The 24986-nt window shown below is 46.0% G+C and carries 26 protein-coding genes and 1 pseudogene; 8 read left to right on the top strand and 19 right to left on the bottom strand.

The features are described from left to right. The first annotated feature begins 46 nt into the window (after window positions 1–46). The 4 genes from ACTVIM_RS01735 (at window position 47) to ACTVIM_RS01720 (ending at window position 4143) form a co-directional block, all read left to right on the top strand. Entirely contained in the window at window positions 47–526 is a 480-nt protein-coding gene (locus ACTVIM_RS01735; protein ID WP_445613443.1) for a hypothetical protein, read from the top strand. Between the two features lie 458 nt (window positions 527–984). Further along, window positions 985–1869, top strand: coding sequence for a glycine betaine ABC transporter substrate-binding protein (locus ACTVIM_RS01730; RefSeq protein WP_445614287.1), 885 nt, complete (start codon window positions 985–987; stop codon window positions 1867–1869). Window positions 1870–1885: 16 nt separating this feature from the next. Next, window positions 1886–3013, top strand: a complete 1128-nt coding sequence (locus ACTVIM_RS01725; RefSeq protein WP_445613442.1) for an ABC transporter ATP-binding protein — start codon at window positions 1886–1888, stop codon at window positions 3011–3013. A 500-nt stretch (window positions 3014–3513) separates the two neighbouring features. After that, window positions 3514–4143: an ABC transporter permease gene (locus tag ACTVIM_RS01720; protein ID WP_445613441.1), complete on the top strand. Its 630-nt coding sequence runs from the start codon at window positions 3514–3516 to the stop codon at window positions 4141–4143. A gap of 186 nt (window positions 4144–4329) precedes the next feature. Here the strand turns inward: ACTVIM_RS01720 and ACTVIM_RS01715 are convergent, their stop codons facing one another. The 9 genes and pseudogenes from ACTVIM_RS01715 to comX all read right to left on the bottom strand — a co-directional run bounded on the left by ACTVIM_RS01715 (window position 4330) and on the right by comX (window position 11017). Next, window positions 4330–4521: a VanZ family protein gene (locus tag ACTVIM_RS01715; RefSeq protein WP_445614286.1), complete on the bottom strand. Its 192-nt coding sequence runs from the start codon at window positions 4519–4521 to the stop codon at window positions 4330–4332. 175 nt (window positions 4522–4696) lie between these two features. Continuing rightward, on the bottom strand, window positions 4697–4999 hold the full coding sequence (locus ACTVIM_RS01710) for a hypothetical protein (RefSeq protein WP_445613440.1): 303 nt from the start codon (window positions 4997–4999) through the stop codon (window positions 4697–4699). A gap of 5 nt (window positions 5000–5004) precedes the next feature. Next, window positions 5005–5185, bottom strand: a pseudogene (locus ACTVIM_RS01705) (IS701 family transposase); the annotation flags it as partial. A 166-nt stretch (window positions 5186–5351) separates the two neighbouring features. Then, window positions 5352–5717, bottom strand: a complete 366-nt coding sequence (locus tag ACTVIM_RS01700) for a DUF5367 family protein (RefSeq protein ID WP_033842558.1) — start codon at window positions 5715–5717, stop codon at window positions 5352–5354. A 95-nt stretch (window positions 5718–5812) separates the two neighbouring features. Further along, window positions 5813–6199 carry a YvaD family protein gene (locus ACTVIM_RS01695; RefSeq protein WP_445613439.1) on the bottom strand — a complete coding sequence of 129 codons (387 nt, stop codon included), beginning with the start codon at window positions 6197–6199 and terminating at the stop codon, window positions 5813–5815. A 146-nt stretch (window positions 6200–6345) separates the two neighbouring features. Beyond that, window positions 6346–7542, bottom strand: coding sequence for an MFS transporter (locus ACTVIM_RS01690; protein WP_445613438.1), 1197 nt, complete (start codon window positions 7540–7542; stop codon window positions 6346–6348). A gap of 384 nt (window positions 7543–7926) precedes the next feature. After that, entirely contained in the window at window positions 7927–8577 is a 651-nt protein-coding gene (locus ACTVIM_RS01685) for a response regulator (protein ID WP_445613437.1), read from the bottom strand. 25 nt (window positions 8578–8602) lie between these two features. After that, on the bottom strand, window positions 8603–10852 hold the full coding sequence (locus ACTVIM_RS01680) for an ATP-binding protein (RefSeq protein ID WP_445613436.1): 2250 nt from the start codon (window positions 10850–10852) through the stop codon (window positions 8603–8605). Window positions 10853–10858: 6 nt separating this feature from the next. Further along, window positions 10859–11017 carry a competence pheromone ComX gene (gene comX, locus ACTVIM_RS01675; RefSeq protein ID WP_445613435.1) on the bottom strand — a complete coding sequence of 53 codons (159 nt, stop codon included), beginning with the start codon at window positions 11015–11017 and terminating at the stop codon, window positions 10859–10861. Window positions 11018–11695: 678 nt separating this feature from the next. Between comX and ACTVIM_RS01670 the strand changes: the two genes are divergently transcribed. From ACTVIM_RS01670 to ACTVIM_RS01655, 4 genes are read left to right on the top strand one after another with little or no spacing between them, the layout of a single operon-like run. Then, on the top strand, window positions 11696–12388 hold the full coding sequence (locus ACTVIM_RS01670; RefSeq protein WP_033020696.1) for a lantibiotic protection ABC transporter ATP-binding protein: 693 nt from the start codon (window positions 11696–11698) through the stop codon (window positions 12386–12388). 15 nt (window positions 12389–12403) lie between these two features. Beyond that, a complete protein-coding gene (locus ACTVIM_RS01665; protein ID WP_033020698.1) occupies window positions 12404–13150 on the top strand; it encodes a lantibiotic immunity ABC transporter MutE/EpiE family permease subunit in 747 nt (248 codons plus the stop codon). A 1-nt stretch (window position 13151) separates the two neighbouring features. After that, window positions 13152–13940 carry a lantibiotic immunity ABC transporter MutG family permease subunit gene (locus tag ACTVIM_RS01660; RefSeq protein WP_445613434.1) on the top strand — a complete coding sequence of 263 codons (789 nt, stop codon included), beginning with the start codon at window positions 13152–13154 and terminating at the stop codon, window positions 13938–13940. A gap of 39 nt (window positions 13941–13979) precedes the next feature. Next, window positions 13980–14414, top strand: coding sequence for a NisI/SpaI family lantibiotic immunity lipoprotein (locus ACTVIM_RS01655; RefSeq protein WP_033020700.1), 435 nt, complete (start codon window positions 13980–13982; stop codon window positions 14412–14414). 49 nt (window positions 14415–14463) lie between these two features. Here the strand turns inward: ACTVIM_RS01655 and ACTVIM_RS01650 are convergent, their stop codons facing one another. The 10 genes from ACTVIM_RS01650 to gatC all read right to left on the bottom strand — a co-directional run bounded on the left by ACTVIM_RS01650 (window position 14464) and on the right by gatC (window position 24840). Beyond that, window positions 14464–15909, bottom strand: a complete 1446-nt coding sequence (locus tag ACTVIM_RS01650; protein ID WP_445613433.1) for an ATP-binding protein — start codon at window positions 15907–15909, stop codon at window positions 14464–14466. Further along, window positions 15896–16594: a response regulator transcription factor gene (locus ACTVIM_RS01645; protein ID WP_033020709.1), complete on the bottom strand. Its 699-nt coding sequence runs from the start codon at window positions 16592–16594 to the stop codon at window positions 15896–15898. The genes ACTVIM_RS01650 and ACTVIM_RS01645 overlap by 14 nt, the downstream gene beginning before the upstream one ends. A gap of 47 nt (window positions 16595–16641) precedes the next feature. After that, the gene (locus tag ACTVIM_RS01640; protein ID WP_033020703.1) at window positions 16642–17295 is read right to left on the bottom strand and encodes an ABC transporter ATP-binding protein; all 654 of its coding nucleotides are present in this window, start codon (window positions 17293–17295) and stop codon (window positions 16642–16644) included. A gap of 12 nt (window positions 17296–17307) precedes the next feature. Beyond that, window positions 17308–18009: a hypothetical protein gene (locus tag ACTVIM_RS01635; protein WP_445613432.1), complete on the bottom strand. Its 702-nt coding sequence runs from the start codon at window positions 18007–18009 to the stop codon at window positions 17308–17310. Further along, entirely contained in the window at window positions 18006–18746 is a 741-nt protein-coding gene (locus ACTVIM_RS01630) for a hypothetical protein (RefSeq protein ID WP_033020705.1), read from the bottom strand. The genes ACTVIM_RS01635 and ACTVIM_RS01630 overlap by 4 nt, the downstream gene beginning before the upstream one ends. Then, the gene (locus ACTVIM_RS01625; protein WP_445613431.1) at window positions 18730–19611 is read right to left on the bottom strand and encodes an NADH dehydrogenase FAD-containing subunit; all 882 of its coding nucleotides are present in this window, start codon (window positions 19609–19611) and stop codon (window positions 18730–18732) included. The genes ACTVIM_RS01630 and ACTVIM_RS01625 overlap by 17 nt, the downstream gene beginning before the upstream one ends. A 534-nt stretch (window positions 19612–20145) precedes the next feature. Further along, on the bottom strand, window positions 20146–21450 hold the full coding sequence (locus ACTVIM_RS01620) for a homocysteine synthase (RefSeq protein ID WP_445613430.1): 1305 nt from the start codon (window positions 21448–21450) through the stop codon (window positions 20146–20148). 185 nt (window positions 21451–21635) lie between these two features. Then, complete coding sequence (gatB, locus tag ACTVIM_RS01615) at window positions 21636–23066, bottom strand: Asp-tRNA(Asn)/Glu-tRNA(Gln) amidotransferase subunit GatB (RefSeq protein ID WP_445613429.1); 1431 nt, start codon at window positions 23064–23066, stop codon at window positions 21636–21638. Between the two features lie 13 nt (window positions 23067–23079). Continuing rightward, window positions 23080–24537 carry an Asp-tRNA(Asn)/Glu-tRNA(Gln) amidotransferase subunit GatA gene (gene gatA / locus ACTVIM_RS01610; RefSeq protein WP_445613428.1) on the bottom strand — a complete coding sequence of 486 codons (1458 nt, stop codon included), beginning with the start codon at window positions 24535–24537 and terminating at the stop codon, window positions 23080–23082. Window positions 24538–24549: 12 nt separating this feature from the next. Next, on the bottom strand, window positions 24550–24840 hold the full coding sequence (gene gatC / locus ACTVIM_RS01605) for an Asp-tRNA(Asn)/Glu-tRNA(Gln) amidotransferase subunit GatC (RefSeq protein ID WP_031405929.1): 291 nt from the start codon (window positions 24838–24840) through the stop codon (window positions 24550–24552). Window positions 24841–24986 lie beyond the last annotated feature (146 nt).

Below are 24986 nucleotides of genomic sequence, written 5' to 3'. Positions count from 1 at the left end.
CATGCGATTTTTTTGTAAAATAGAGATGAAAAGGAGGTGAATCGACATGGAAGCGCTATTGCGGGAAATTTTGCACGAGGTGAAAGCCACGCGCGCGGCAGTCGAGTCGCTCGAACGGCGAGTCGGCGCTTTAGAGGGACAAGTCGCTCAGCTCAATGAACGAACAAGCGCCCTCGAGACGCAAGTCGCTCAGTTGAATGAGCGAACGAGCGCTCTTGAGCAGCAATTCGCCCAATTGAATGAGCGGACGACCACGCTGGAACAGCGCATCGATTTGCTTTACGAACCCACGACGGAAACGAAGGCGATTGCCGAAGCGCTTCGTCATAGGCAGGAAGTGCTGACCGCGAAATATGAGGCGATGGCGAACGACCTCCACCAAATGAAAGGCGACCTCACCCACGTCACATCGATCCTCGAAGACAAGGTGTTGCCGGCTCTCGCCGAACATGAAGCGGGACTGCATGTCCTCAACGCCCGCGTCTTCAAAACCGAAAGCATTCTTCACCGCCTCGTTCATGCGTAAGATGATTCCTCAACAGATCATGAACCCACTCGTTTCGATGGATCCGGCTGCTTACCGCAGCCGGTTTTTTCTTCCTATTCAGCTCGAATATCTCGAATTCGGAGAATTTAGGAGGATTAGGGCGCATTCCCGAGCATTTGTAAGCATCGCGGCGGAGAGAACGGTTCTCAAGGCGAGAAGCAGCCAAACGCGGATAGATCGGCTGATACCAAATTTTCCAACTTAACCTAATTTGCGTTACCCTATGTTTGTGACGTTTTCCCCTCCGTGTCGTTTTTTTTTTTTTTTGCTTTCCCCCTTGACTTAGAAGGCTGGTGATGCAAAGGGAGAACTGCTGTCCAACATTTTTTAAAGAAAAACTTTCAACACCATCGTCCGGGTGTTTAACAGGTCGGATGGATCTTTTTATCGGCATTTTCGGATCCAAAAAAGGAGGAATCGTTTTGCGTAAATGGTTCATGTTATTGCTCGCTGTCGGGCTTGTGTTCGGACTGGCCGCCTGCAGCGGGAAACGTGATGCGAAAGGGCACATTGTGATTAGCGGAAAAAAGTTTACCGAGCAGGTGATTTTGACGCATTTATTGGCTGAGTATGTGAAGGCCAACACCGATTTGGACGTGGAAGTGAAGGACAGTCTAGGCGGCGCCTTTATGCTTAAGCAAGCCATTGAAAACGGAGACGTCGACATGTACGTCGAGTACACGGGAACAGGGTATTTAAACATTTTAAAACAGCCGTACGATCCGGCAAAAACGCCCGAACAAATCTATAATGAAACGAAGAAGTTATATAAGGAAAAATACAACATCGCTTGGCTCAAACCACTCGGATTTAACAATACGTACGCATTGGCGATGCGAAGAGACCTTGCCGAAAAGCTCGGGGTCAAAACGTACTCTGATTTAGTCAATCATTCGTCTTCCCTTACCTTTGGGTCAGACGCCGAGTTTTTTGAGCGAAGCGACGGCTATGACGGGCTTGTCGATACGTACGGATTCCAGTTCAAAAAAACGGTCAACATCGATCCGGACTTGCAATACGAAGCGGCGAAAAACGGGGAGATCGACGTCATCACAGCCTACACGACGGACGCCCGCATCAAAAAATACGATCTCGTCGTGCTCAAAGACGATCAACATTACTTCCCGCCGTACCACGCCGTGCCAATCATCCGCCAAGACGTGTTGGACGCCAACCCAAGACTCGAGGAAGCGCTGAACAAACTGGCCAACATCTTAACGGACGAAAAAATGATGGAACTGAACGGCGAAGTGAATTTGGAAGGAAAACGGCCGCGCGAAGTGGCAATAGACTTTTTGAAATCGGAAGGACTGATCGACTAGAAAGCGAGGAATGTGAATGATTCGATTTGAAAACGTCACAAAACAGTATGAGGATGGATTTGTCGCCTTAAAAACTATCAATCTTGAAATCCATAAAGGCGAGCTGGTCGCCCTCATCGGACCGAGCGGCTGCGGAAAAACGACGACGATGCGAATGATCAATCGATTGATCGAGCCGACGTCGGGCACCGTATATATCGACGGGCAAGACATTTCTACGCTTGATCCGGTCGAACTGCGGCGCAACATCGGCTACGTCATCCAGCAAATCGGGCTGTTTCCGCACATGACGATCGCGGAAAACATCGCGCTCGTGCCGAAGCTGAAAAAATGGGGAAAAAGCGCCTATGAAAAACGAGTCGATGAGTTGCTTGACCTCGTCGGCTTGGATCCAGCGACGTTCAAGCACCGCTACCCATCGGAACTCAGCGGCGGCCAACAGCAGCGCGTCGGTGTCGTCCGCGCGTTGGCCGCGGAACCGGATATTATTTTGATGGATGAGCCGTTCAGCGCCCTCGACCCGATCAGCCGCGAACAGCTGCAAGATGACATCGTCCGCTTGCAAGAAGAAATTCGCAAAACGATCGTCTTTGTCACCCACGATATGGACGAGGCGATTAAAATCGCTGATCGGATTGCGCTGATGAAAGACGGGGAAGTCGTCCAATTTGCGACGCCGGACCAAATGCTTCGGCGGCCGGCGAACTCCTTTGTCCGCGAGTTTATTGGTGAAGACCGTCTGCTGACCCGCCAGACAGCCGTGCCGACAGCGGAAGATTTAATGTCCGACGCCGTCGCCACGATCGCACCGCGGCGCGGCTTGGCCGAAGCGTTCCGGCTGATGAAGGCGCGAAAGGTCGACAGTTTGGTCGTCGTCGATAAAAAGCAATCGTTTCTTGGCATCGTGACGCTCAAACAAATCGAGCAACGATACAATGAGGAACATTTGCTTGTCGCCGACATCGCTGATTACGATGTGACGACATTACAAAAAGAAGCGGATGTGACAGACGTCGCCGCCTTGTTCCAAGACCCGGACGTGCGCATCATTCCAGTGCTCGATGGCGACCGCCTTGTCGGCGGCATTACGCGCTCCAGCATGATGCGCGCGCTCGCTGAGTGGACATTCCAGCAGCACGCATAAAGACATCAGCCATGGGGGGAAGGATGAGATTTCCGGTTCCCTCCAGAAGCCCGGTGATTTACGGGAGCATGCCGCTTCACAAGATCATTTCTCAAATAAAAAACCTTGTAGCATCGGTTCTACTTTTCACATGTTCACTCATCAACCAGGGGAACCAGCTGTTTTTCACCAACCTTCTAGTCTTGTGAACAGATGGAAGACGGCCGCACATCAAAAGCGAATCGGGTGCGATTGGCTCGATAGCCGCTCGCCCAAAAACCGGCGATGGGAAACACTTCTCCCGTTGGCAGCTGGCCGGTGTGGCCGCAACTTCCCCTTCAGAATAGAACGAGGCCCCCATTGGCGGCTGAATTCCGCCGATGAAAAGGAGGCGGTTGGCTCACCGCCTCTTTTTCACCAATGAGGGAAGAGCATGATAGCGGCGGCCCATCTGTCACCGTTTTTTCAATAAGGAAGACGACGATGAACGGACCGCTGTTTTTTTACCAAGGAGGGATACAATGGAATTATTGCAAACGTTTATTGAACGACGAGAAGAGATTTGGATCGCTTTTCAAGAGCACGTACTGTTATCCGCGATTGCCATGAGCATTGCCATCGCGGTGGCCGTGCCGATTGGCGTCGCGTTGACCCGGTATCGCAAACTCGCCGAGCCGATCATCGGCATCGCCGCCATCATCCAAACGATTCCGAGTTTGGCGCTGCTTGGGTTTATGTTGCCGATTTTCGGCATCGGCAAACTGCCGGCGATCATCGCCTTGACGCTTTATGCCTTGCTTCCGATTTTGCGCAACACGTACACCGGCATTCTTGGCGTCGACCCGGCGCTCGTTGATGCCGGACGAGGGATGGGAATGACATCGCGGCAAATTTTATGGATGGTCGAGCTTCCCCTCTCACTTCCCGTCATTATGGCCGGCGTGCGCACCGCGACCGTGCTGACGATCGGCGTCGCCGCCTTGGCGACGTTTATCGGCGCCGGAGGGCTTGGCGACTTGATCGACCGCGGCCTGCGCATCGCCGACAAAAACTTGATTTTCGCCGGCGCCATCCCAGCCGCCATTTTGGCGATTGCCTTCGACTGGCTGCTACGAAAAGTGGAAAAGAAAGTGACGCCCAAAGGGCTGTGATCAGCCCTTTGGCTTCTTCCCTCTCTCGGTCGTCTCAGCAAAGCGTTTATGTTCCAAAATCGGCTGAAGAAACTCAAAATGATAGCGGTCCACATCCCCTATATCGATACTTTGATGTTTGACTTCATCGATAAAGAAAGTGATCATTGACACCCCCCAAACAACGTGATGACTGCATGTATGCCCTCAACGGTTCGGTGACGAGCGGTGTGATCGAGAAATCAAGCTTTTCATGCGTCCCCATAATTGGTACAGACCAAACCCGATAACCGCTCCACTCATGTTCAAAATGATATCATCAACATCAAAGCTTCGTTCGCTAGGATATTCAGCAAATTTTCCATCCATCAACGCTGTCAAAAATTGAACGGATTCAATGCCGCTCGAAACGAGCAGGGCAAGGAGAAGAAACGGTTTGATACGTGCAAACCGTGATCGTTTTTCGAATCATTTACTGCTTCAGCTCCTTTATTCTTTGCTTGTATTCCAGTTCTTAGCATCCACCTCCAAATGACCTTTACCACTCGGGCGATTTGAACACTCCGGCTCAAACTCATCCGTTTCCTTCATCGTAACGCCATTTAGCACATAGTCGTCTTCCTGCATAATATCCCATTGCTCCCATATAAATGGGGACTACAAAGACAAAGGATGGATAAAAAGGAAACGACGTAATCGTTGCGATCCCTAAAACAACCGCCCAATCCCATTTAAATCCCCATTTTTTATCAACAAAAGAAACGAGCGCTTCTGTTACTATGCATATAAGCAAAACAGCCAGTAATGCAGCTGGAAAAATGGCAACACGGGTTGATTCTCCCTTTTGGCCATTCGCTTGCTGCGCTGAAGGATCCATGGCTAGAGTTTGCGAAGCAACGTCTCTTCATCCCAAGGGCTTTTCGTGAAAAAATGGCTGAGTATGGTTCGATGGTTGGAATGAAAACTCTAGTACCGAACATCCCTTGGTCGTCAAGGCGTCGACAAGATGAACGAGAGGCTTGATGACCGGTTTCGAGAAATCAGGCGCCAATCCCAGCGTCATGAAAAATGGGTGGATTCCTTGATGATGTGCTCATCGATTCCTAAGCCATGAATCTCCTTGTGTGAATGGGTTTGAGCACATCTATTTTACTCAAGGAGCTGGGTTCATGTCTCCTTTTTTGTTTGGTTGTCAATTTATGTTAGTGAATTTGCTCATCTACAGTTCTTTACTCTTTTCTCGGGGAAAGCCCGGTTATTAAAATTAAACTATATGCCCATAATAACCAAGAACCAAAATATCGATCAGATTCCACTAGTAAATTAGTAAATACTTCTGGAAAGATAACTAATACAATCGTATCAATGAACATGCCGGGAAGCGCGATAAACATAGCGGCTTTTAAACGCTCATCTTTTTTTAAACCTTTAAGTTTGTATAGAGGATAAGTTAATAAAAAAATGAGTGGAACAACAAGCAGATAGGATAACAGAAGAAGCAAAGCATTTTCTGGGTTGAAGAAAAAATGTCCAAAAAACCGGAAAATTATGGTTGCTCCTAGCCAAACAAGAAAGCCCCAAATTAGAAAATACATGAACAGCACTCCTTTATTCTAAAAATGCTTGAAAGAGTATCATAATAGCATTTCACCAACGATCCTGATAAATCATGACCCTTCACAGACAATCCTTATTTCTTTGCGGCAATGAAAGTTCTAATAAAAAATAATGGATAGATCATTAAATACAAATTGACGGCCCACCAAGTGATGTCAAAATCCTTGCTAAAAGCCCAAAATGCAATGGCTTGCAATCCGGAACAAAAAGTCAACACAAGAGAAATCAGAGCCCAGTTCCGCCATGCCGGGTTGTTTTTATTATATAGATATATACTGTAAAGACCAGTGATAGAAATGAAAATATCTAATGGGAAAAACGACCAGTTCCATGCGATAATAATCGGGTTATCATAGTCTTTAAACGCTACACTTTCAGGTATAAGATGGAAAAAGGTAATGAGCCAGTATATAATAAACCCAATATCCGTTACTAAAAAAAAGGGTTTTAAATACTTCATTTTTCTCCTCCTAACCCAAAGGTGAATATTTCATGTTTTAAATGATCTTGTTTACTACTGGAATTCTAAGTAGCAGAAGGCTTATACCGAAAGAAAAAACAAAAGTAAGAACAATTACTATCATCACTTTCATCATAATGTATACATCATCTATTATTGACATATGTAGCTTTTCTTTCATGTTTTACAAGTCTAGAAGATAGACTATAGCCTACTAAAACAAAACACATGATATAAAGCGCTGTTGATATACCAAATAAATCAGCCAGTCCTCCTCCTACAATCGGACCGATTATCATCCCTACAGAATAGGCCATATTAAAAACAGCAAATGCAGTAGCATACGCCCCCCCACCTAAACGATCAACAGAATTCGCTAATTCCGGCAAAGTCGGCGTTAAGACAAAACCAGCCGCTGCCCCTACCAAAAAAAGTACGGCTCCTTCTAATATTAACGAGTTAGGGAGTATGACCAATGGAAGAGAAACGGCTAAAATAAGCAGGCCTGCCATCATCAAAGAAAAAGTTCCGCATCGATCAGATAACCAACCAGCTAAGGGACTTACCATTCCATAAGCAAGAGTCGTAATACCAAACAGAACCCCTATATGCATTGAATTAGCTCCTAAATGTTCCTCAAGGTAAATAGGCAGGATTGGCTCTAAAATACTTATTGCAGAAGCTCCAAGTAGAACCACACCAAAAATTTTTAATACTATACGGTCTCGGAAAATTTTCATTCCTACACTATCAGCATTCATCGTCTTTGGCGGATCCTCTAATAAAAACATCCTTGCAAGTCCATCTAAAAGAATAAAACATGAAACAAACCAAAACGGCAGCTGATAACCTCCCCATTCAAACAACATTCCACCTACAGGTGCACCTAAAAGAGTCCCTGCAGACATAAAAGTCAGTACGGCTCCTAAAGCCTTTCCCCTTTTAGCAGGCGGATACATATCTGTAATCAACGCCAGTCCCGCAGTCCATGTCGCCGCTGCCGCAACACCTTGAAGCAATCTAGCAACAATGAGCAGCAACATACTATTTGCAAAAGCAAATAGTAACGTGCTTGCTAAAAGAACTACCAGCCCCCACAGCATGACTCCTCGTCTACCAAACTTGTCAGAGATTCCTCCTAATATAGGAGTAGCGATCAAAAAAGAAAACGCATAACAGCCGATTAGTATGCCAATAACTGTTTGGGAAGCATCAAATTTAGAAGTGTAAAAAGGCACGATCGGAACAACGATGCTATACAGAAGCATATCAATAAACACTGCCATCGCAATGACAATCAATCCAGTTATTGGCTTTTTTCTCATCTCTTTAAGCTTTGTCATAAAATATTTCACCTTTCTTCTTTTTACCATCGTTAAATGACAAACATGCTGAATTTCGTAAAACAGCTTCTAGGAAATGATAGAAAGTCGTTCGGTGACAATGGTTTTCGTAGAACAACCATTGATGTTAAGAAGAAAAAGGAGACTCTTTTTTTTTCACTCGTATGTAACCATTTCATTGTCCATTATGCCTACGGCTTCTTTATTTATTTAATACAAAATCATCCATAATAAACATGTTTTACTTCATCTCAAATTATATCTCCACCTCCTTTTCTTTTCACCGCCAACCTGTGTCGGAACCCCGCCATTTTTTGGCGGAATACCGACACGAGATAGCGGACCCCAAAAAAGAAAACGCCCTCACCGATCCGATGAAGGCATTCACAATAGATGAAGCTCTGGAATGAACCCTAGTTGTTTGGCTTTTTCCACGGCTTCTACCCTCGAAGATACACGCAGCTTTGTGAAAATGCGCGATAGATGCCGTTCTACACTTCGTTGGCTTATATAGTGTTTTTTAGCAATATCTTTATTGCTTAAACCGTTGGCCACCTCGAATAATATTTCTTGCTCGAACTGACTCAGCGCAACATGTTCTTCATTTTCTTCCATCTTGGCCTTGACTTCGCAAAGATGCAGTTGGCGCAGTAAATGCACAGGAATGACCGCTTCATCTCTTAACGCACAGCGAATCGCTGTAATCAATTGCTCGCTCGTTGCCGTTTTACTGACAAAACCTGTAATGCCTGATTCAATCAAATAATTCAAAAAAGGAGCAACATCATATCCGGTATAGATGACAATTTTCGCATTCGGTTGTTTTTGGAGAATTCGTTTACCTAATTCGATACCGTTCATATCTGGCATACGCCAATCAAGCAAATACACATCATAAGTTTGTTGTTCCATCATCTGTTCCGCTTCTGTGCCAGATGTCACAAGTTCTACTTGAAAATCTTGTTCGCTCTCAAGCATATTCTTTGTTCCTTCACCAACAAGGCGATGATCATCGACAACCAAAATGTGAATCATCGAGTCCTTTTTCTCCTTCCCATACCTATAATGGAATGGCAATCCGTATATCCAGCCCCTTACCTAGTTGTGACGTCATCTTGAATGTTCCACCTAAGCCTTGTACGCGCTCTTTGATCCCAAACAAACCAAGCTTTCCATCACAATGATTTAATTTTTCCATGTCTATACCTATACCATCGTCAACATAATGAAGTTGAACTTCCTCATTTTGAGTCTCCAATGTTAGTTGAATATACGATGCCTGCGAATGTTTCATCGCATTGTTTAATAATTCTTGGATCATCCGATAAATAGCAAGCTCCCGTTCTTCCTCCAATTTGGCTGATAAATGAACATTCCATTCGATTTTTATATTCGCACGTAATTGGAATCGTTGGATTAACTGTACGATCGCCTCCTCTAATCCGATTTGACTCAAAAATGGCGGTCTTAATTCATAGCATATCTCCCTTGTTACATCAATCATATCTACAATTTCTTCTTCAATGTAGTTTAGCTGCTTTTTCATTTCTTCCATACGCATATTTTGAAAGCGCAAACTCTCCACTTTCCGTTTTAAAACAATTAAATCTTGAAGAATCGTATCGTGCAAGTCAATGGCTAACTTTCTTCTTTCCTTTTCCGACCATTGAAAGATCAAACGAGTGAGCCAAATAGAATTACGTCTTTGCTTTACATGGTTGAGCTCTTTTATCAAATCCTCTACTTTTACCATATTTTCCATCGTGACGCTGCCATAATAGACAATGGTGGATAACCAATCTTTTTGTTCTGACCGGAATGGAATAGGATGTTTCTTTTTTCCTATTAATAGTAAAGGCCCTTGCCGGAACGAGCCTACAAAAACCGCAAACAAACGCTTATTTTCAATCAGTTTTCCAATCGAAAGTGGTTGTCTATCCATCTTTTTGGTTAACTTCGTCCACTCTTTTTCATCGCAATGAAACGGGGCTTGCATACTTCTGATCGCTTGTACAAAAGCTAGATTCTCTATATCTAATACTTCTCTCACCTCTTTTTCTAGGCATTGGATCACTTCCCGCATGTTTTTCTGTTTTTTTAATGTTTCACCGATCCGATAGATACTTTCTTGATAACAGTCTTTTTGTACGTATAACTTCGTCCTTAATGTTCGATCGAAATATCCTTTTGAATAGAGAGCAAGGATATTTATTCCATAAATCAGTAAAAACAACAAAGCGAGTTCAACAAGTCTCCTCGCTTCATTGACAAATTTGGCATAAAGCAATGTAACAAGAAAAGCTGGAAGTAATGATAAAAAAGCATAGTACACAAAGCGATTGATAGAAAACGGCAATCGAAATAGCCGATCCGTACAAATCAAATAAAGAAAGACGGATGGCAACACAAAAAGCGAAATAACGGTTAATTCGGCTGGCAATACCCATTTTCCAATGATTAGAACCGGGAGACTATAAAATAACACAAATGGTGCGGCAGATAACCCTATGGCTAAAAGCAAACCTTTGACTGTATGTTGCTGGTCATCTTTTTTAAGATAAACCCATCCTTTTCCTAACAAAGCAAGAATGGTACCTATATTGATAAGGAATGTCACCAATAGAACTTCCGCTTCACTTAGTAAATGAGATAAAGAAATAACGAAGGCAACGAAGTTAAAACTATAAAGAGAAAGAACGATTTTTTTCGTAAACCATCCTTTCTTTTCTCTTTCAAAATAATGATAAACGAAATGCAGAAAGACAGCAGGCAATTGTAAAAATATAGCGTTAAACATGTAACGCCCAAACGGTACATATTTCGCTGATAAGCTGGCACTGATATAACAAAGCCCCGCCAGCAATAAAAAGTAAATGAGGACGGTCGCCGATTGGTCATTCAGCCGTAGACGAAGCAAAAACATGCTTAAACTAACAGCGAATAGAAAAAAACCCGTCGGCAAAGCAATATAATACAACCACTGTTCTATTCCATGCGATGTATCGTCAATTGTAAATGTTCGAATTTTATTTTCTCTCTGAATCGTTATTGTTTTCACTTGTTCAATTGTGTTGTATTTCCGGACAGTAAAATGGGAGAGAGGAGGCTTTCCATCCACTTTCAACACTTGATCATGAAGATGAATACCATGTTTTTTTGCCCAACCAAACTCGTAAATATCGTTAACAATGACATCACCATTGTTATTTTCTACTACCTCCATACCGATCAATGGATGCTTCACATTTAAAATGGTTAAATATAGTGCTACCATCAAAGCAACAATCATTACCATGACCATTCGACTCATCGTTATCTACTTCCAATATCCAAGCGGCTCCGTCGATTCACTAAATACCCTTATAACCGCTTTTACCTCTAACTCACTTAAGCCGATCAAGCTCACCGTACCATTGTGTAATTTTTCGATGATTTCCCGATGTTCTACTAAAAAGCGAATGATTTCTTTTTCCATCTTTTCACCCCAATAGAGGAATTACAACAAAATTCGCGGAGTTCCTTCTTCAAACGAATTGAAATTTATAATCTGTAGATGAGTATTTTTCATTACAGTAATTTCCATACCCTATGAGACAAACAGGGCACCCCTTAGGCGACATGGAGCTGTTTTTTGTCATGTCTCCTTTTTTGTTTAGTTGTCAATTTGTGTTAGCGAATTTGCTCATCTACAGTTTATAATGATCCCTTGTTCTTTCATCGCCCACTGATGTCGATACTACTTTTTGGGGGAATCTTCCCGCGAAACGGTTGGACTCAAAAAAACGGGACGCTCACAAGTGAACGTCCTTTCCGTCGATTTTTAGGTTGAGTGAAGCCATTTCAATACCAGCAGCTGTTTTTGGATTACTTTTTTAGCCCTTCCGCTTTTACCATTTTATCGCTTTGTTAAATTCACGTTCATTATGCCAAATTGAGAACGATAAAACCTGCTTTTGCTTCGTCGATCTCTCCCATATCCTCGTTTTTCCTCATAGAGCCAATCCGAAAAAAAAAACATCAGCCATGCGCCCTTTTCTTATAAAAACATTAGATGAAGTGATTAATATGGAAACCGTACGGGAACCGTCTTATCGTTGCGCTGATATCAGCCTAAAACCGTCTAGCGTGTCCCGATGATGAAAGGAGAATGAACATGGAAAAGTATATGTTAGAAACCCATCATGTAAGCAAAATGTTCGGAAAACAACTCGCTGTCGATGATGTGTCCATGAAAGTTCAAAAACATACTGTGTATGGTTTGCTCGGACCAAACGGAGCCGGAAAGTCCACGCTTTTAAAGATATTGACGGGGCTTTTGCGTCCTACGAAAGGGGAAATCGTGATCAACGGCCATCCTTGGAGCCGGAAAGACTTAAAACATATCGGTGCGCTGATCGAATCTCCTGCTCTTTACGGTAATTTAACCGCTCATGAAAACTTGCTTGTTCACGCCAAATTACTCGGGCTGCCGGAGTCGCGCATCCGGGAAGTTTTGCATCTTGTCGGTTTAGAAAACACTGGGAAAAAGAAAGCCGCGCAATTTTCTCTTGGGATGAAGCAAAGGTTGGGAATCGCCAAAGCTCTTTTGCATCATCCCCAACTGCTCATCCTTGACGAACCAACCAATGGATTGGATCCGTTAGGCATACAAGACTTGCGAAAGCTGATTCGATCCTTTACACAAAACGGAATCACTGTCATTTTATCGAGTCATATTTTGTCCGAAGTGAAACAATTAGCGGATTATATTGGCATTATCCAAAACGGGAAACTCATGTATGAAGGGAAAATCGACGAGAGCCAAGATCTCGAAAAACTGTTTATTGATGTAGTGAGCAAACAGTGAGGGAGGATGGAGACGATGCTCAATATGTTCGAATCAGAACGTTTAAAGTATCAACGAACATTTGCGAAGAAATTGGTGTTTATTGCCCCGCTTTTCTTTATCCTGTACGCCGTCATTACCATGCCGGCCATGAATTCGGCACACAACTATTTTGAATACACGGTGTTCAATTGGTGGCCATTGATTTTCGTTCCGATTGGCACCGCGTTGATCGCTTCCTTGTCAATCATGAGAGAGAAAAAGTCGGGAAACGATAGAGCGTTACGTTGTCTCGATATTAGCATAACAGGTCTATGGTGGAGCAAAATCGCCGTCGTCGCCTATTATCTGTTGCTTTCTACCGTGGAACTGATCATCTTGCTTGTTTTATTGAAATGGTTGGTGCCTAGCAGCCTTTCATCCGCTGTGGTCGCTGGATGCGCCGGCTTGGTCATTTGGTTGACCTCTTTATCGTATATCCCGATCGGATTGTTTGTAGCCGAACGGTTTGGGATCGTCGTTTCGATCATTGTCAGCGTCATTGGCCTCGCTGTGGGAGTGATCGCAGCAACAACGCCTTATTGGCTGTTCATTCCATGGAGTTGGGGCATGAGGTTGATGTGTCCGATCGTCGGGGTTCATCCTAACGGGGTTCCTTTGAAAACAGGGGATCCGCTCTCGGATCCTTCGGTCATTCCCATCGGCTTAGCGATGGCTCTTGCCATGTTTCTGCTCTTATCTTTTCTAACCGCCGTTTGGTTTGCGCGAAAGGAAGTGTATTGACATGTCGTTTCTACGCCTTCTGTCCTCCGAATGGCTCAAAACGAAACGCACCGCGATTCGGCTGATGATGATCATCACGCCAATCAGTTATTCGCTTTTGATGGTGTGGTATTTTTCACACTATCACACCATCATGTTCCTAGAAACGAAAATATACGAAGCATTTTTTGAAGTGATGACCGTTTCCTTGCCGATCATCATCTCCCTGCTGACCGGGCTGATGGCCTATCAAGAAGAAAAAGCAGGAAGTTTCATGAACATCTTGACCGGCCCTGTATCCAAAATGAAATCATATATTGGCAAGCTCACGCTGCTGATCTTTCTGGCAGGCGCGGACATCTTGCTCGCGACGCTGCTCATGCTCTTGGGCATGAAATACGTGCTCAAAGTGGCGCCCATTCATGAACACGTCTTTTTGCAAGGAGCGGCGCTCTCCATCGTGGGCTCCCTTTTTCTTTTTTCCTTGCATCTGTTCATCAGCTTTGCCTTTGGAATGGGAGCCGCGATCGCCGTAGGAAGCGGTGGATTTCTCATTGCTGCTCTGCTCGGGGCAACATCGTTAGGCGACCACATTTGGATGTATGTCCCTTGGACATGGGCTGTGCGTCTTTCCCAACTCCCCCTTCTGTCAATGCCCGAAATCAAGCAAGCCGTAGGGGAGCTGTTGTTGCATTCGTATTCCCTATCATTGCGGGAGGGAACGGCCTATGCTCTTCTAAGCTTTCTCATCGCAACCGTCATCGGTTCCATCTGGTTTCAGCGTTGGGAAGGAAACAAACCGCACGAATGACATTTCTCCCTCATCAGGGAAATGTAAGGAGGGCAAACGATGAAACATTCCATTTTGCTCGTCGTATGGATCGGTATTTTCTTTATCGGAGGCTGTTCCGTGATCAGCGACTTAAAAAAGACCGCCACACAAAATATGGAGATCGACCGACAATTGCCAAAATACGAGCTGAACAAGGACAATTTGCAAGAAATTCGCTACCAAGGCCGAATCTACGTGATTCAAGCTGCCAAAGTCGATCGACAGCACTTGAACAAACCGATCGGAAAAGTAGCGGAGACGATTACAATCAATGAACATCACCGCATTTTGAGCAAAAAGGAGCTGCGAAAAATCGAACTCATTCCCGACCAAAAAGATGAAAAACGAACTCATTTGAACTTTGGCTGGGTATACAGCATCAAAGGCGTAAACCCGGAGGAAGAAGTGGCGGTTACAGTGAACCATCAATTTCTCATCGCTAAAAGGAAATAACCGCCAAACGATCGCAGCTAGGGAGGCCCCCTAGCTGCATCCTCCACTTCTACAACGGCGGGAAGGTCCTGGAATGATCAAGAGACAGCTCCTTAATATAAAATTCAACCGTTGCGCCGCCTTTGTCATTGTTGTACGCCCAAATGTCCCCACCATGATGATTGACGATTTGTTTCGCAATATACAGCCCCAATCCGACATGATGTTTATACTGCTTATCTTGATAAAAAGGCTGGAACAACAAAGACGTATCGTTTTCTTTAAACCCTGTTCCTGTGTCTGAACAGCGAAAATAAATTTTGCACGCATTCCCCTCTTCTTCATCATGCACTTCCAACGTAATTTCTCCGCTTTTTGTAAACCTCAAACTGTTGTATAAAATATTGTCCAACACTCTCATGACCATTGCTTCATCAAGCACATAAGACGATCGTTGCAAATTCACATCAAAGCAAATCGCTAGCGATGGTTGACGAGAAACCATGGTTGAGAGCTCTCGTTTCTTCTCATCAAGCATTTGCTTTACATCCACTTCTTTTGCGTTCAATAAGAAGTGGCTCTTCTCCACTTTATAGAGCAGCGACAAATTATCAGTCAACATGGTCATCTTTCCACAGTTTTTGCGAATGATCTCTAAGTGGGGCGTGACATCAAAGCGGTCCGACTTTCTCAAATCTTGAATCAAATCAATTTGTCCTTGGATGACCGTTAACGGGGTTCTGATATCATGCGCGATCGATGACACCATCATTTTTCGTTCGTCATCGGTCTTTGCTAAACGTTCCACCATTTCTTTCAACGCACTGATCATGGCATTAAAGGAATTCTGGATTTTCATAAACTCTTTTCTTTTCAACCCCGAGACGTGAAAATCAAAATTCCCGCTGGCAATGTGATCAGACGCCTCGAGCAACAATTTGATATTGTGAAACAATGATTGGTACAGCCTAGATGTAAAGAAAATCAAATAGACGATAAAAAAGAGCAATGGAGAAATCAGCAACGCAGCATAAATGAGCACAGGTTCCAAGCGCTTTTGATTGTTAATGATAAACCCAAAAGGCGCTTTCAACACATATACCGCCTGAATGGCGTTATCATGCTTCAAGGGAATGAACCGATACACATAGCTTCCTTTTACAATCTCACGGTTGATCGATTGACTAATATCCACTTGATCGTCTATAATTTCTCGATCACCATACAGATGCTTACCGCTGATGTCTACAACTTCTCCCTGTATCTTTTCACTGTAACGATGGATGGGAATGAATCTCCCCTTGAAAATCGCCTCTTCGTTTTCTTTTATCTTTTTTTCCATCAAATCCAAATCTTTGACGAAATAATTGGTCGGTTTCACCACATCGTTCGCGGCTAATGTAATAATCAAGTAGATTAAGCATAAATAAGTAACGACCGAAGAGATTGCCGTTGCCAACACGACTTTCACAACTAACAAATAAAAATCTCGTTTAATCGTTTTATCCTTTTTCATCGGTCACATCCCATTTATAACCGAGCCCATATAATGTTTGAATATAAGACGTGTCCGGGTCGACCGCCTTGATTTTCTTACGAATATTTTTAATGCTTTCTGTAACAGTGTCTAACTGGCTGTCGGAGTCAATCCCCCATACTCGTTCAAAGATTCTTTCTTTGGAGAAAACGACCTTTTTATTGAGCATTAACAGCTTCACAATCTCATATTCTTTTTTTGTTAACGGTAATTTCTTTCCTTTACAAAAGACTTCGTTAGCCAAAAGATCAATCGTAATATGTTTCGAACTCAAAAGATATCTCTCGTTTGAACGAATCCGTTCTTCCCTTCGTAGATGGGAATCAATTCGCGCCTTCAATTCCTTTAAGCTGAACGGTTTGGTGATGTAATCATCCCCACCGATCGCCAACGCTTGAACCTTATCTTCCTCCATCGCTTTGGCGCTGACAAATAAAATGGGACAATCCACCCGATCGCGAATGATGGTGCACAGTTCCATCCCATCAATGCCTTCCATCATGATATCGAGCAAAATTAAATCAACATGTTCGTTCATTGCTTTCAACGCTTCCATCCCGCTGTGGGCCGTTTCTACCTGATAATGATGAAGCTCCAAATATTGTTTAATGGTGCAGCAAATGTCTTCCTCGTCGTCGATAACTAAAATTTTCTTTTTGTTCATCTTTTGCTCCCCCATATTCGCGAATTTCGACATGACACCCATGACGGTCATTCTGACGCAATATGGGTCATCCCGGTAATCATCCCTTCATTCATTGCATACACTTCGTGGCATAATGACTGGATGTCCACCTTGTTGTGAGACGTCAACAAAATGGTGCAGCCTCTTTTGTTTTCTTCCCGAATCATTTGGTATACTTGATCCACTGATTTTTCATCCAACGCATTCATCGGTTCGTCGAGCAGCATCAACTGCGGCTTCTCCATGATGCACTGTGCGATACCCAGTCTTTGTCTCATTCCAAGAGAGTAGGCTTTCACCGGCCTTTTATCATGCGGATCCAACCCTACCCGCTCCATTGCCTCTTTTACCTCGCGCTCGCCGATTTTGTTTTGAATCATGGCTAAAAAATGCAAATTATCGAATCCTGAGTATTGTTCAAGGAAACCTGGTTTTTCCAATAAAACAGAAATATCGCTCGGAAAGGATACATCTTGGTGCAACGTCTGGCCAAATACCGCCACCGTGCCGGTGGACGGCTTCACCAATCCACTGATGACTCGGAATAACATCGTTTTCCCTGATCCGTTCGGCCCGACGAATCCATAAATCTTTCCTTTTTCCAATTCCAAGTTGATATGGCGCAACACTTCTCTTCCTTTTATCGTTTTGGAAACATTGGACAAGACGATCGCCTTCATATCGAACCCCTCCTAGATATAATCCGCGTTCTTCACTCTTTTGACCGTCCAATACCCGAACAGACCAATCAACAAGAGCTCCACAAACAGAGCCAACCACACGATAAGACCGCCCCGCAAATGATCGACCATGCTGTAGTACAACGGAACGAAAGCCATCGGCTGCTTCACACCTATAAAAAACAAAGCGAGAATGACGGCATTAGCCAAATGATTCGTCGCGTGTACCTTCAAACACATCCACACGCTGGCATGCCAATACAAATTCACAGCAATGCAAATGAACATGACCACTAACGAACGGTCAAACGAAACCGCCATATGCGACACAAAGAGACCGAAAACGCTAGCGATCAAAAACGCCGCCAATACATACACCAATGTAAACGGAACAGCTACCAGCAGCCTAGCTATCGTGTACGACGTCGTATCCCTTAACAAAATGAACAGTGTATGTTCAAAATATTGATCACGTTTTTTCCAAACGATTTGGAGCAACACCACATAGCCGAAACAAAACATCAGCCAATACATCCAATTTGAGATCGTCACCGCTCCGAATAAGCGGGCGAATAACTCCGATAGGTGTTGGGAAGAAAACGCCTCTGACCTGATGGACATCATAGTGCCCAACAGCGGGAATAAAAGGCAGGTCATCATCATTTTTTTGAACTCCATTTTGATGAGAGTAAACTCCAAATCCATTCGTTTCATAAAAGATCATCCTGAACATAGTAGTTTTTGTTGTTTGACGAAAACCGAATCATATGGATCAACAGCAACATCATCAAAACGAAAACTAGGATTGTCCAAACGGGAGACACTCTCTCACTGATGTAAAATACGTACGGTATCATCTTGAAGGTGAACATATCCAATATGGCCAGCGTGATAACCGTTACGACGCTGAAAAAACGGTTCGCCCAAAAATCGGTTAGCCACACAAACATCAACCCGAATATCGCTGTGAGCAAAAAATACGTAATAAGAAAATAAAGGAACGAGCTTTTGTCCCCACGATGTGGCACGTATAAAAAAGCCGCATGGACGTTCTTTATGTTGGGATATATAATATATTTCACCAACGTTGTACATAATCCGCCTACTGCGACAACCCAAAGAGACATACAGACAGCTAAGGCGAGGACGAGCAGCGCTTTATGCATCCCAATCTGTCCCCGGGTGCGGTATCTTCTTAGGATCATCCACGTATTGGTTCGCAACATTGAACCTAAAAGAAATAAAAACGCAGGCAGATGGAAAAATTCATACCGATAGAGCAAGATAAACTCTTTTAGACTATGCCATTTGCCAATCGTGATTGATCCCCATGGCAGGACGGCTGCAAACATCAACAAGGCAATGACGCCTAGAACGGTCTTGATGACGGTTCGATGCAACGTTACATCTTGCCAAATGAAAAAAACACTCTGTTTACAGAACATCTTCACTTTTCTTCACTCCATACGAAAATACCCCTACCGCGATCAACAATTGGAGGACAAACACGATGGCCATTTTCCAGTAGGCCAATCCTTCTACTGGTTGTGAAGGAAGTAAGAAATTAAACGGATCCCAAGCAAGTTGGCTGATGATGGTCAGCACCGCCCAACAAAGCATATAAATGATTTGTGGCATCAACGTAATCAAATACCGATTTTTCAACAACAAGGAACATCCTAAACCAAGGCAGACGTAACCGCTGGCAAATAGCCCCCCGATTACATAATAAACGAGTGTATACCAATAAGGGGAGATCTCCAGCAAAGATGAAAAAAGCGTTTTCTTTTCTCCCGCAAATGAGTTGTCCGGCAGCGGCAGCGTCCCGGCGATCAATTGCCGATATGCTTGGGAATAGCTCGAATAATCCCAATGATTCGTCAACAGATTCACCAGCACAACTCCCAGCACAAGAGGAAGGAGGAACAAGAAAAAAGCGCTGATATAGGTAAACATAAACTTCCTTCGGTAATAAGCTCCTCTTCCCATCCGTGTCAATTGATAATGAACATTTCCGCTCTTTCGTTCACGATCCATCGAATCCACCAATGGGATCGACAACAATAGCGGGAAAAGGAAGTAATATAGAGATGAGAGTACGTTAAAGTGGAAGCCTCCTAGGCCAACCCATTCAAGGTGAGGCGATGCCAAGGCGAAAACATTAGGATTGTCGTGGTAAATTCGTTCAAGCAACTGCACATTTTCACGATAATCTTTCACTCCCAACACGACGGCGCCGATGACAAGCAGCAGCAGGCAGGCGGCGCTGATGTAAAGATTTTTATTTTTCAGCAGTTTCCGCAACTCGATATCCATTCTCTCCTCTCCCCCATCAATAAACCGTTTTCTTATCAACGCTCTAGACGAACGGTAATTCAAGAGGGAATACCGCTTTCATCATTATTTCTCAAATAAAAATGGCATTCATTCGCTGATCAACGAAAAACAGCCATTTTCACTACTCTTCTCTTCGATAAACCAGCCATCTGTGAAAAACAGTATAAAACCTAATCCTAAGCATTTTCTAATGCCGCTGGAAACACGTTAGTTTTCGCAAGATTCCCCCCTCTCTTGACGACTCTTCCGCACCTTTGGCGGGTGTTGGTCAAGGGCGAATCCGGCTCTCTGCATGCCCCACGATGCTCAATGGGATGGTCTGTGTGGAGTTTTCATAGAACTTTTGACGCTACCCTTTACAGCCCTTTGCTCAGATCTTGACCTATGTCTCCGGAACGCGCCAAAGTCAACCCAACTGTATTATAACATATAATACATATAAAGCAAGTAGTGAGAGAAAACAAAAACGGCTGGCCTCCATTCCGACCAGCCTTTGAGCTTACCTACTATTCGTTATCTCGCCGCCACCCCCTGACTCTGGCGAATGGCTTGGCGCAAGTCGTCCAAAATGTCATCGATCGACTCCGTGCCGACGGACAGGCGGACAAGACCCGGGGTGACGCCGGCGGACAGCTGTTCGTCCGGGCTCAGCTGCTCGTGCGTCGTGCTGGCCGGGTGGATGATGAGCGATTTCGAATCGCCGATGTTGGCCAAGTGCGAGAACAGCTTGACCGAGTCGATCAATGTTTTCCCGGCTTCGACGCCGCCTTTGATTTCAAAGGTGACGATCGCACCTTGCCCGTTTGGCAAATACTTTTTCGCCAGCTCATGCGACGGATGGCTTGGAAGCCCTGGATAGCTGACCGACTCGACAGCCGCTTCCGCTTCCAAAAATTTCGCAACGGCGAGGGCGTTTTCGCTATGGCGCTGCATCCGCAAGTGAAGCGTCTCTAATCCTTGCAACAGCAAAAATGCATTAAACGGGGACAGCGATGCCCCTAAGTCGCGCAACAGCTGGATGCGCGCTTTCGTGATGTACGCCGCTTCGCCGACGGCATCGACATACACCAGCCCGTGGTAGCTTGGGTCGGGTTCGGTGAACTCTGGAAACTTACCGCTTCCTTTCCAGTCAAACTTGCCGCTGTCCACAATCACGCCGCCGATCGAATTGCCGTGGCCGCCGATAAACTTCGTCGCCGAATGGACGACGATATCGGCGCCGAATTCAATCGGCCGCAGCAAGTACGGGCTGGCGACCGTGTTGTCGACAATGAGCGGAATGGCGTGGCGATGGGCGATGGCGGCGACTGCTTCGATGTCGAGCACATCGTTTTTCGGGTTGCCGATCGTTTCGGCAAACACTGCTTTCGTTTTGTCAGTAATGGCTTTTTCGAAGTTTTCCGGATCGGACGGATCGACAAACTTCACCGTAATGCCAAACTTGCGCAGCGTATGGGCGAACAAGTTGTACGTGCCGCCGTAAATGGACGAAGACGACACGATTTCATCGCCCGCTGAGGCGATGTTGATAATCGAATAAAACACCGCCGCCTGCCCCGATGAGAGCGCGAGCGCCCCGACGCCGCCTTCTAGCGCTGCGATCCGCTTTTCCAGCACATCGTTCGTCGGGTTCATAATGCGCGTATAAATAAACCCTTCCTCTTTTAGCCCAAACAAGTTGGCCGCGTGCTCACTGTCGCGGAAGACATACGAACTCGTCTGGTAAATCGGCACGGCCCGCGCGCCCGTTTCTCCATCCGGTTTTTGCCCGGCGTGGATGGCGAGCGTCTCCGGGCGGAATGTGCGTTCATTGCTCATCGTTTTCCTCCCCCTCGGTTTGGTTTCTTCCTCTCCCGCTCCTCTTGGTGTTGATATCCAACTAATCCAGTTGGTTTTATATAAAAATCTACCATTCCCATCGGGGGATGTCAATCATGTTTTTCTAAAAGTCTAAAAAATCAATGAACGAAACAAGCCTGCGAATCGCAGGCTTGTCGGATGGGTTACCGCTTGTTGATTTCCTCGATGAGCAGCTTGTTGACAAGCGGCGGGTTGGCTTGTCCTTTCGTCGCTTTCATCACTTGGCCGACGAGGAAGCCAAGCGCGCGGTCTTTACCGTTTTTGAAGTCTTCGACCGATTGCGGGTTGGCGTCGAGCACTTCAAGCACGATTTTGCGCAGCGCTCCTTCGTCGGAAATTTGCACGAGCCCTTTTTCTTTGACGATTGTCTCTGGATCGCCGCCGTGTTCGACGAGCTCTTTAAACACTTTTTTGGCGATTTTCGACGAAATCGTGCCGTTTTGGATCAGCTTGATCATTCCGGCCAAGCTTTCCGGCGTCAAAGCGATGTCATGGAGCTCTTTTTGCTCGGCGTTTAAGTAACCGGATACTTCGACCATGAGCCAGTTGGACGCCAGTTTCGGGTCGGCGCCGTTGGCGACCGTCGCTTCAAAGAAGTCGGCCATTTCTTTCGTCAAGGTGAGCACTTTGGCGTCGTATTCCGGCAAGCCCCATTCCTCGACATACCGCTTCCGGCGGGCATCCGGGAGCTCCGGAATCGAGGCGCGGACGCGCTCTTTCCATTCGTCGTCAATATAGAGCATGACCAAGTCCGGCTCTGGGAAGTAGCGGTAGTCTTCCGATCCTTCTTTGACGCGCATGAGCACGGTCGTTTTCGTCGCTTCGTCAAACCGCCGCGTTTCTTGGCGGATGACGCCGCCGGAGAGCAAAATTTTCTCCTGCCGTTTCGCCTCGTACTCGAGCCCCATGCGGACGAAGTTGAACGAGTTTAAGTTTTTCAATTCGGTTTTCGTGCCGAATCGGTCCGACCCAATCGGGCGGAGCGAGATGTTCGCATCGCAGCGGAGCGACCCTTCTTCCATTTTGCAGTCGGAGACGCCGGTGTATTGGATGATCGCCTTTAATTTTTCCAAATACGCATACGCTTCTTCCGGCGAGCGGATGTCCGGCTCCGAGACGATCTCAATGAGCGGCGTCCCTTGGCGGTTAAAGTCGACAAGCGAGTAGCCGTCGCCCGTGTGCGTCAGTTTGCCGGCGTCTTCTTCAAGGTGAATGCGAGTGATGCCGATTTTTTTCTTTTTCCCGTTCACTTCGATTTCAATCCAGCCGTTTTTGCCGAGCGGCTGGTCGTATTGCGAAATTTGGTACGCTTTCGGGTTGTCCGGATAAAAGTAGTTTTTGCGGTCAAATTTCGTCTCGGTTGCGATTTCGCAGTTGAGCGCCATCGCCGCCTTCATCGCAAATTCGACCGCTTGCCGGTTCAAAACCGGCAGCACGCCCGGATACCCTAAGTCGATGACGTTCGTTTGCGTATTCGGGGGCGCCCCGAAGGCGTTCGGGCTGCTGGAGAAAATTTTCGATTTCGTTTTCAGCTCGACGTGGACCTCAAGTCCGATCACCGTTTCAAAATTCATCGTCCATCCCCCCTTACAACACCGGTTTTTGCTTATGGTAGTCGGTCGCTTGTTCAAAGGCATGAGCGACGCGATAGACCGTGCTTTCATCAAAGTGCTTGCCGATGATTTGCAAGCCGACTGGCAAGCCGTCGACAAAGCCGCACGGCACGGAAATCGCCGGCACGCCGGCAAGGTTGACCGGAATGGTCAAAATATCGTTCATATACATGGTCAGCGGATCGCTCGTTTTCTCGCCGATTTGAAACGCCGGCGTCGGCGTGGTCGGACCGATGATGACGTCGTATTGCTCAAAAACGTTTTCGAAGTCGCGCTTGATCAACGTCCGCACTTTTTGCGCTTTTTTGTAATACGCATCGTAATAGCCTGAGCTTAAAGCAAACGTCCCGAGCATGATGCGGCGCTTGACCTCGTTGCCGAACCCTTCGCTCCGCGTCAATTTGTACATGTCGATCAAGTTTTTCGCGTTGTCGGTCCGATATCCGTAGCGAACGCCGTCAAAGCGGGCAAGGTTGGCCGATGCTTCCGACGAAGCGAGCAAATAGTACGTCGCCAAGGCGTATTTTGAATGCGGCAGCGACACTTTTTCCCATGTCGCTCCGAGCTTCTCGAGCACGTTGAGCGCAGCAAGCACCGACTGGCGCACGCCTTCGTCGACGCCTTCGCCGAAATATTCTTTCGGCACGGCGATTTTCAAGCCTTTAATATCGCCCGTCAACGCTTCGACATAGTTGGGCACCGGGATGTTCGCTGACGTCGAATCCATCGGGTCAACGCCAGAAATCACTTGCAGCAAGTAGGCGTTATCTTCCACCGTGCGCGTAATCGGGCCGATTTGGTCGAGCGATGACGCGAACGCGACGAGCCCGAAGCGCGACACGCGGCCGTACGTCGGCTTCAATCCGACAACCCCGCAAAACGCCGCGGGCTGGCGGATCGAACCGCCCGTATCCGAGCCGAGCGCAAACGGCACTTCGCCTGCCGCCACCGCCGCCGCTGAACCGCCGCTGGAACCGCCCGGCACGCGCTCTAAATCCCACGGGTTGCGCGTCAGCTGAAAGCCGGAGTTTTCCGTTGACGAGCCCATGGCGAACTCGTCCATGTTCAGCTTCCCGATCGTAATTGCGCCGGCGGCGTTTAACCGCTCCATGACGGTCGCATCATAAATCGGGTCAAAGTTGTATAAAATTTTGCTGGCGCATGTCGTGCGCAACCCTTTGGTGACAATATTGTCTTTAATGCCGATCGGCAAGCCGAACAGCGGGTTGGTCTCCTCGCCTTTCGCCAACTTGTCATCAAGCTCTTTCGCTTTCGCCCGCGCTTGCTCTTCGTTCAGCGTTAAAAACGCCTGCACTTTCTCTTCCACTTCGCCGATGCGGCGGTATGATTCGTCAACTAAATCGGAAATCGACACTTCTTTTTTTTGCAGCAGCGTATGTAATTCCGACACCGTATGGTCAAAGAGCGACATAAATCCCCCTCCTTACTCTAAAATAGCGGGCACGCGGAACTGGCCGTCTTGCTGGTCGGGCGCGTTTTTCAACACTTCCTCGCGCGGCAGCCCCGGTTCTGGAATATCCTCGCGCATCACGTTTCGCATATCAAGCACGTGCGAAGTCGGCGGCACGTTTTCGGTATCCAATTCATTCAACTGCTCGGCAAACGTAATGATGGCATCAAGCTGTTTCGTAAACATCTCCGCCTCTTCTTCGGTAATCGCCAACCGCGCCAAGTCGGCGACATGCTTCACTTGTTCGAGCGAAATTCGCGACATCGTGTTCACCTCCGACATGGTCGACCTTTCACAATACTATGATGATACCAAAATAAAAGGAAATAAAGCAACATTCCGGCTAACATTTCCTTTGTTGTCCATTGACAAGTTCGAACATATGTACTATAATGGCCATAACGTAGGAA

It is taken from the genome of Geobacillus sp. YF-1 (genome assembly GCF_052692335.1).
The sequence above is the reverse complement of the archived record's forward strand: the minus strand, read 5'-3'. Positions and strand labels throughout refer to the sequence as shown.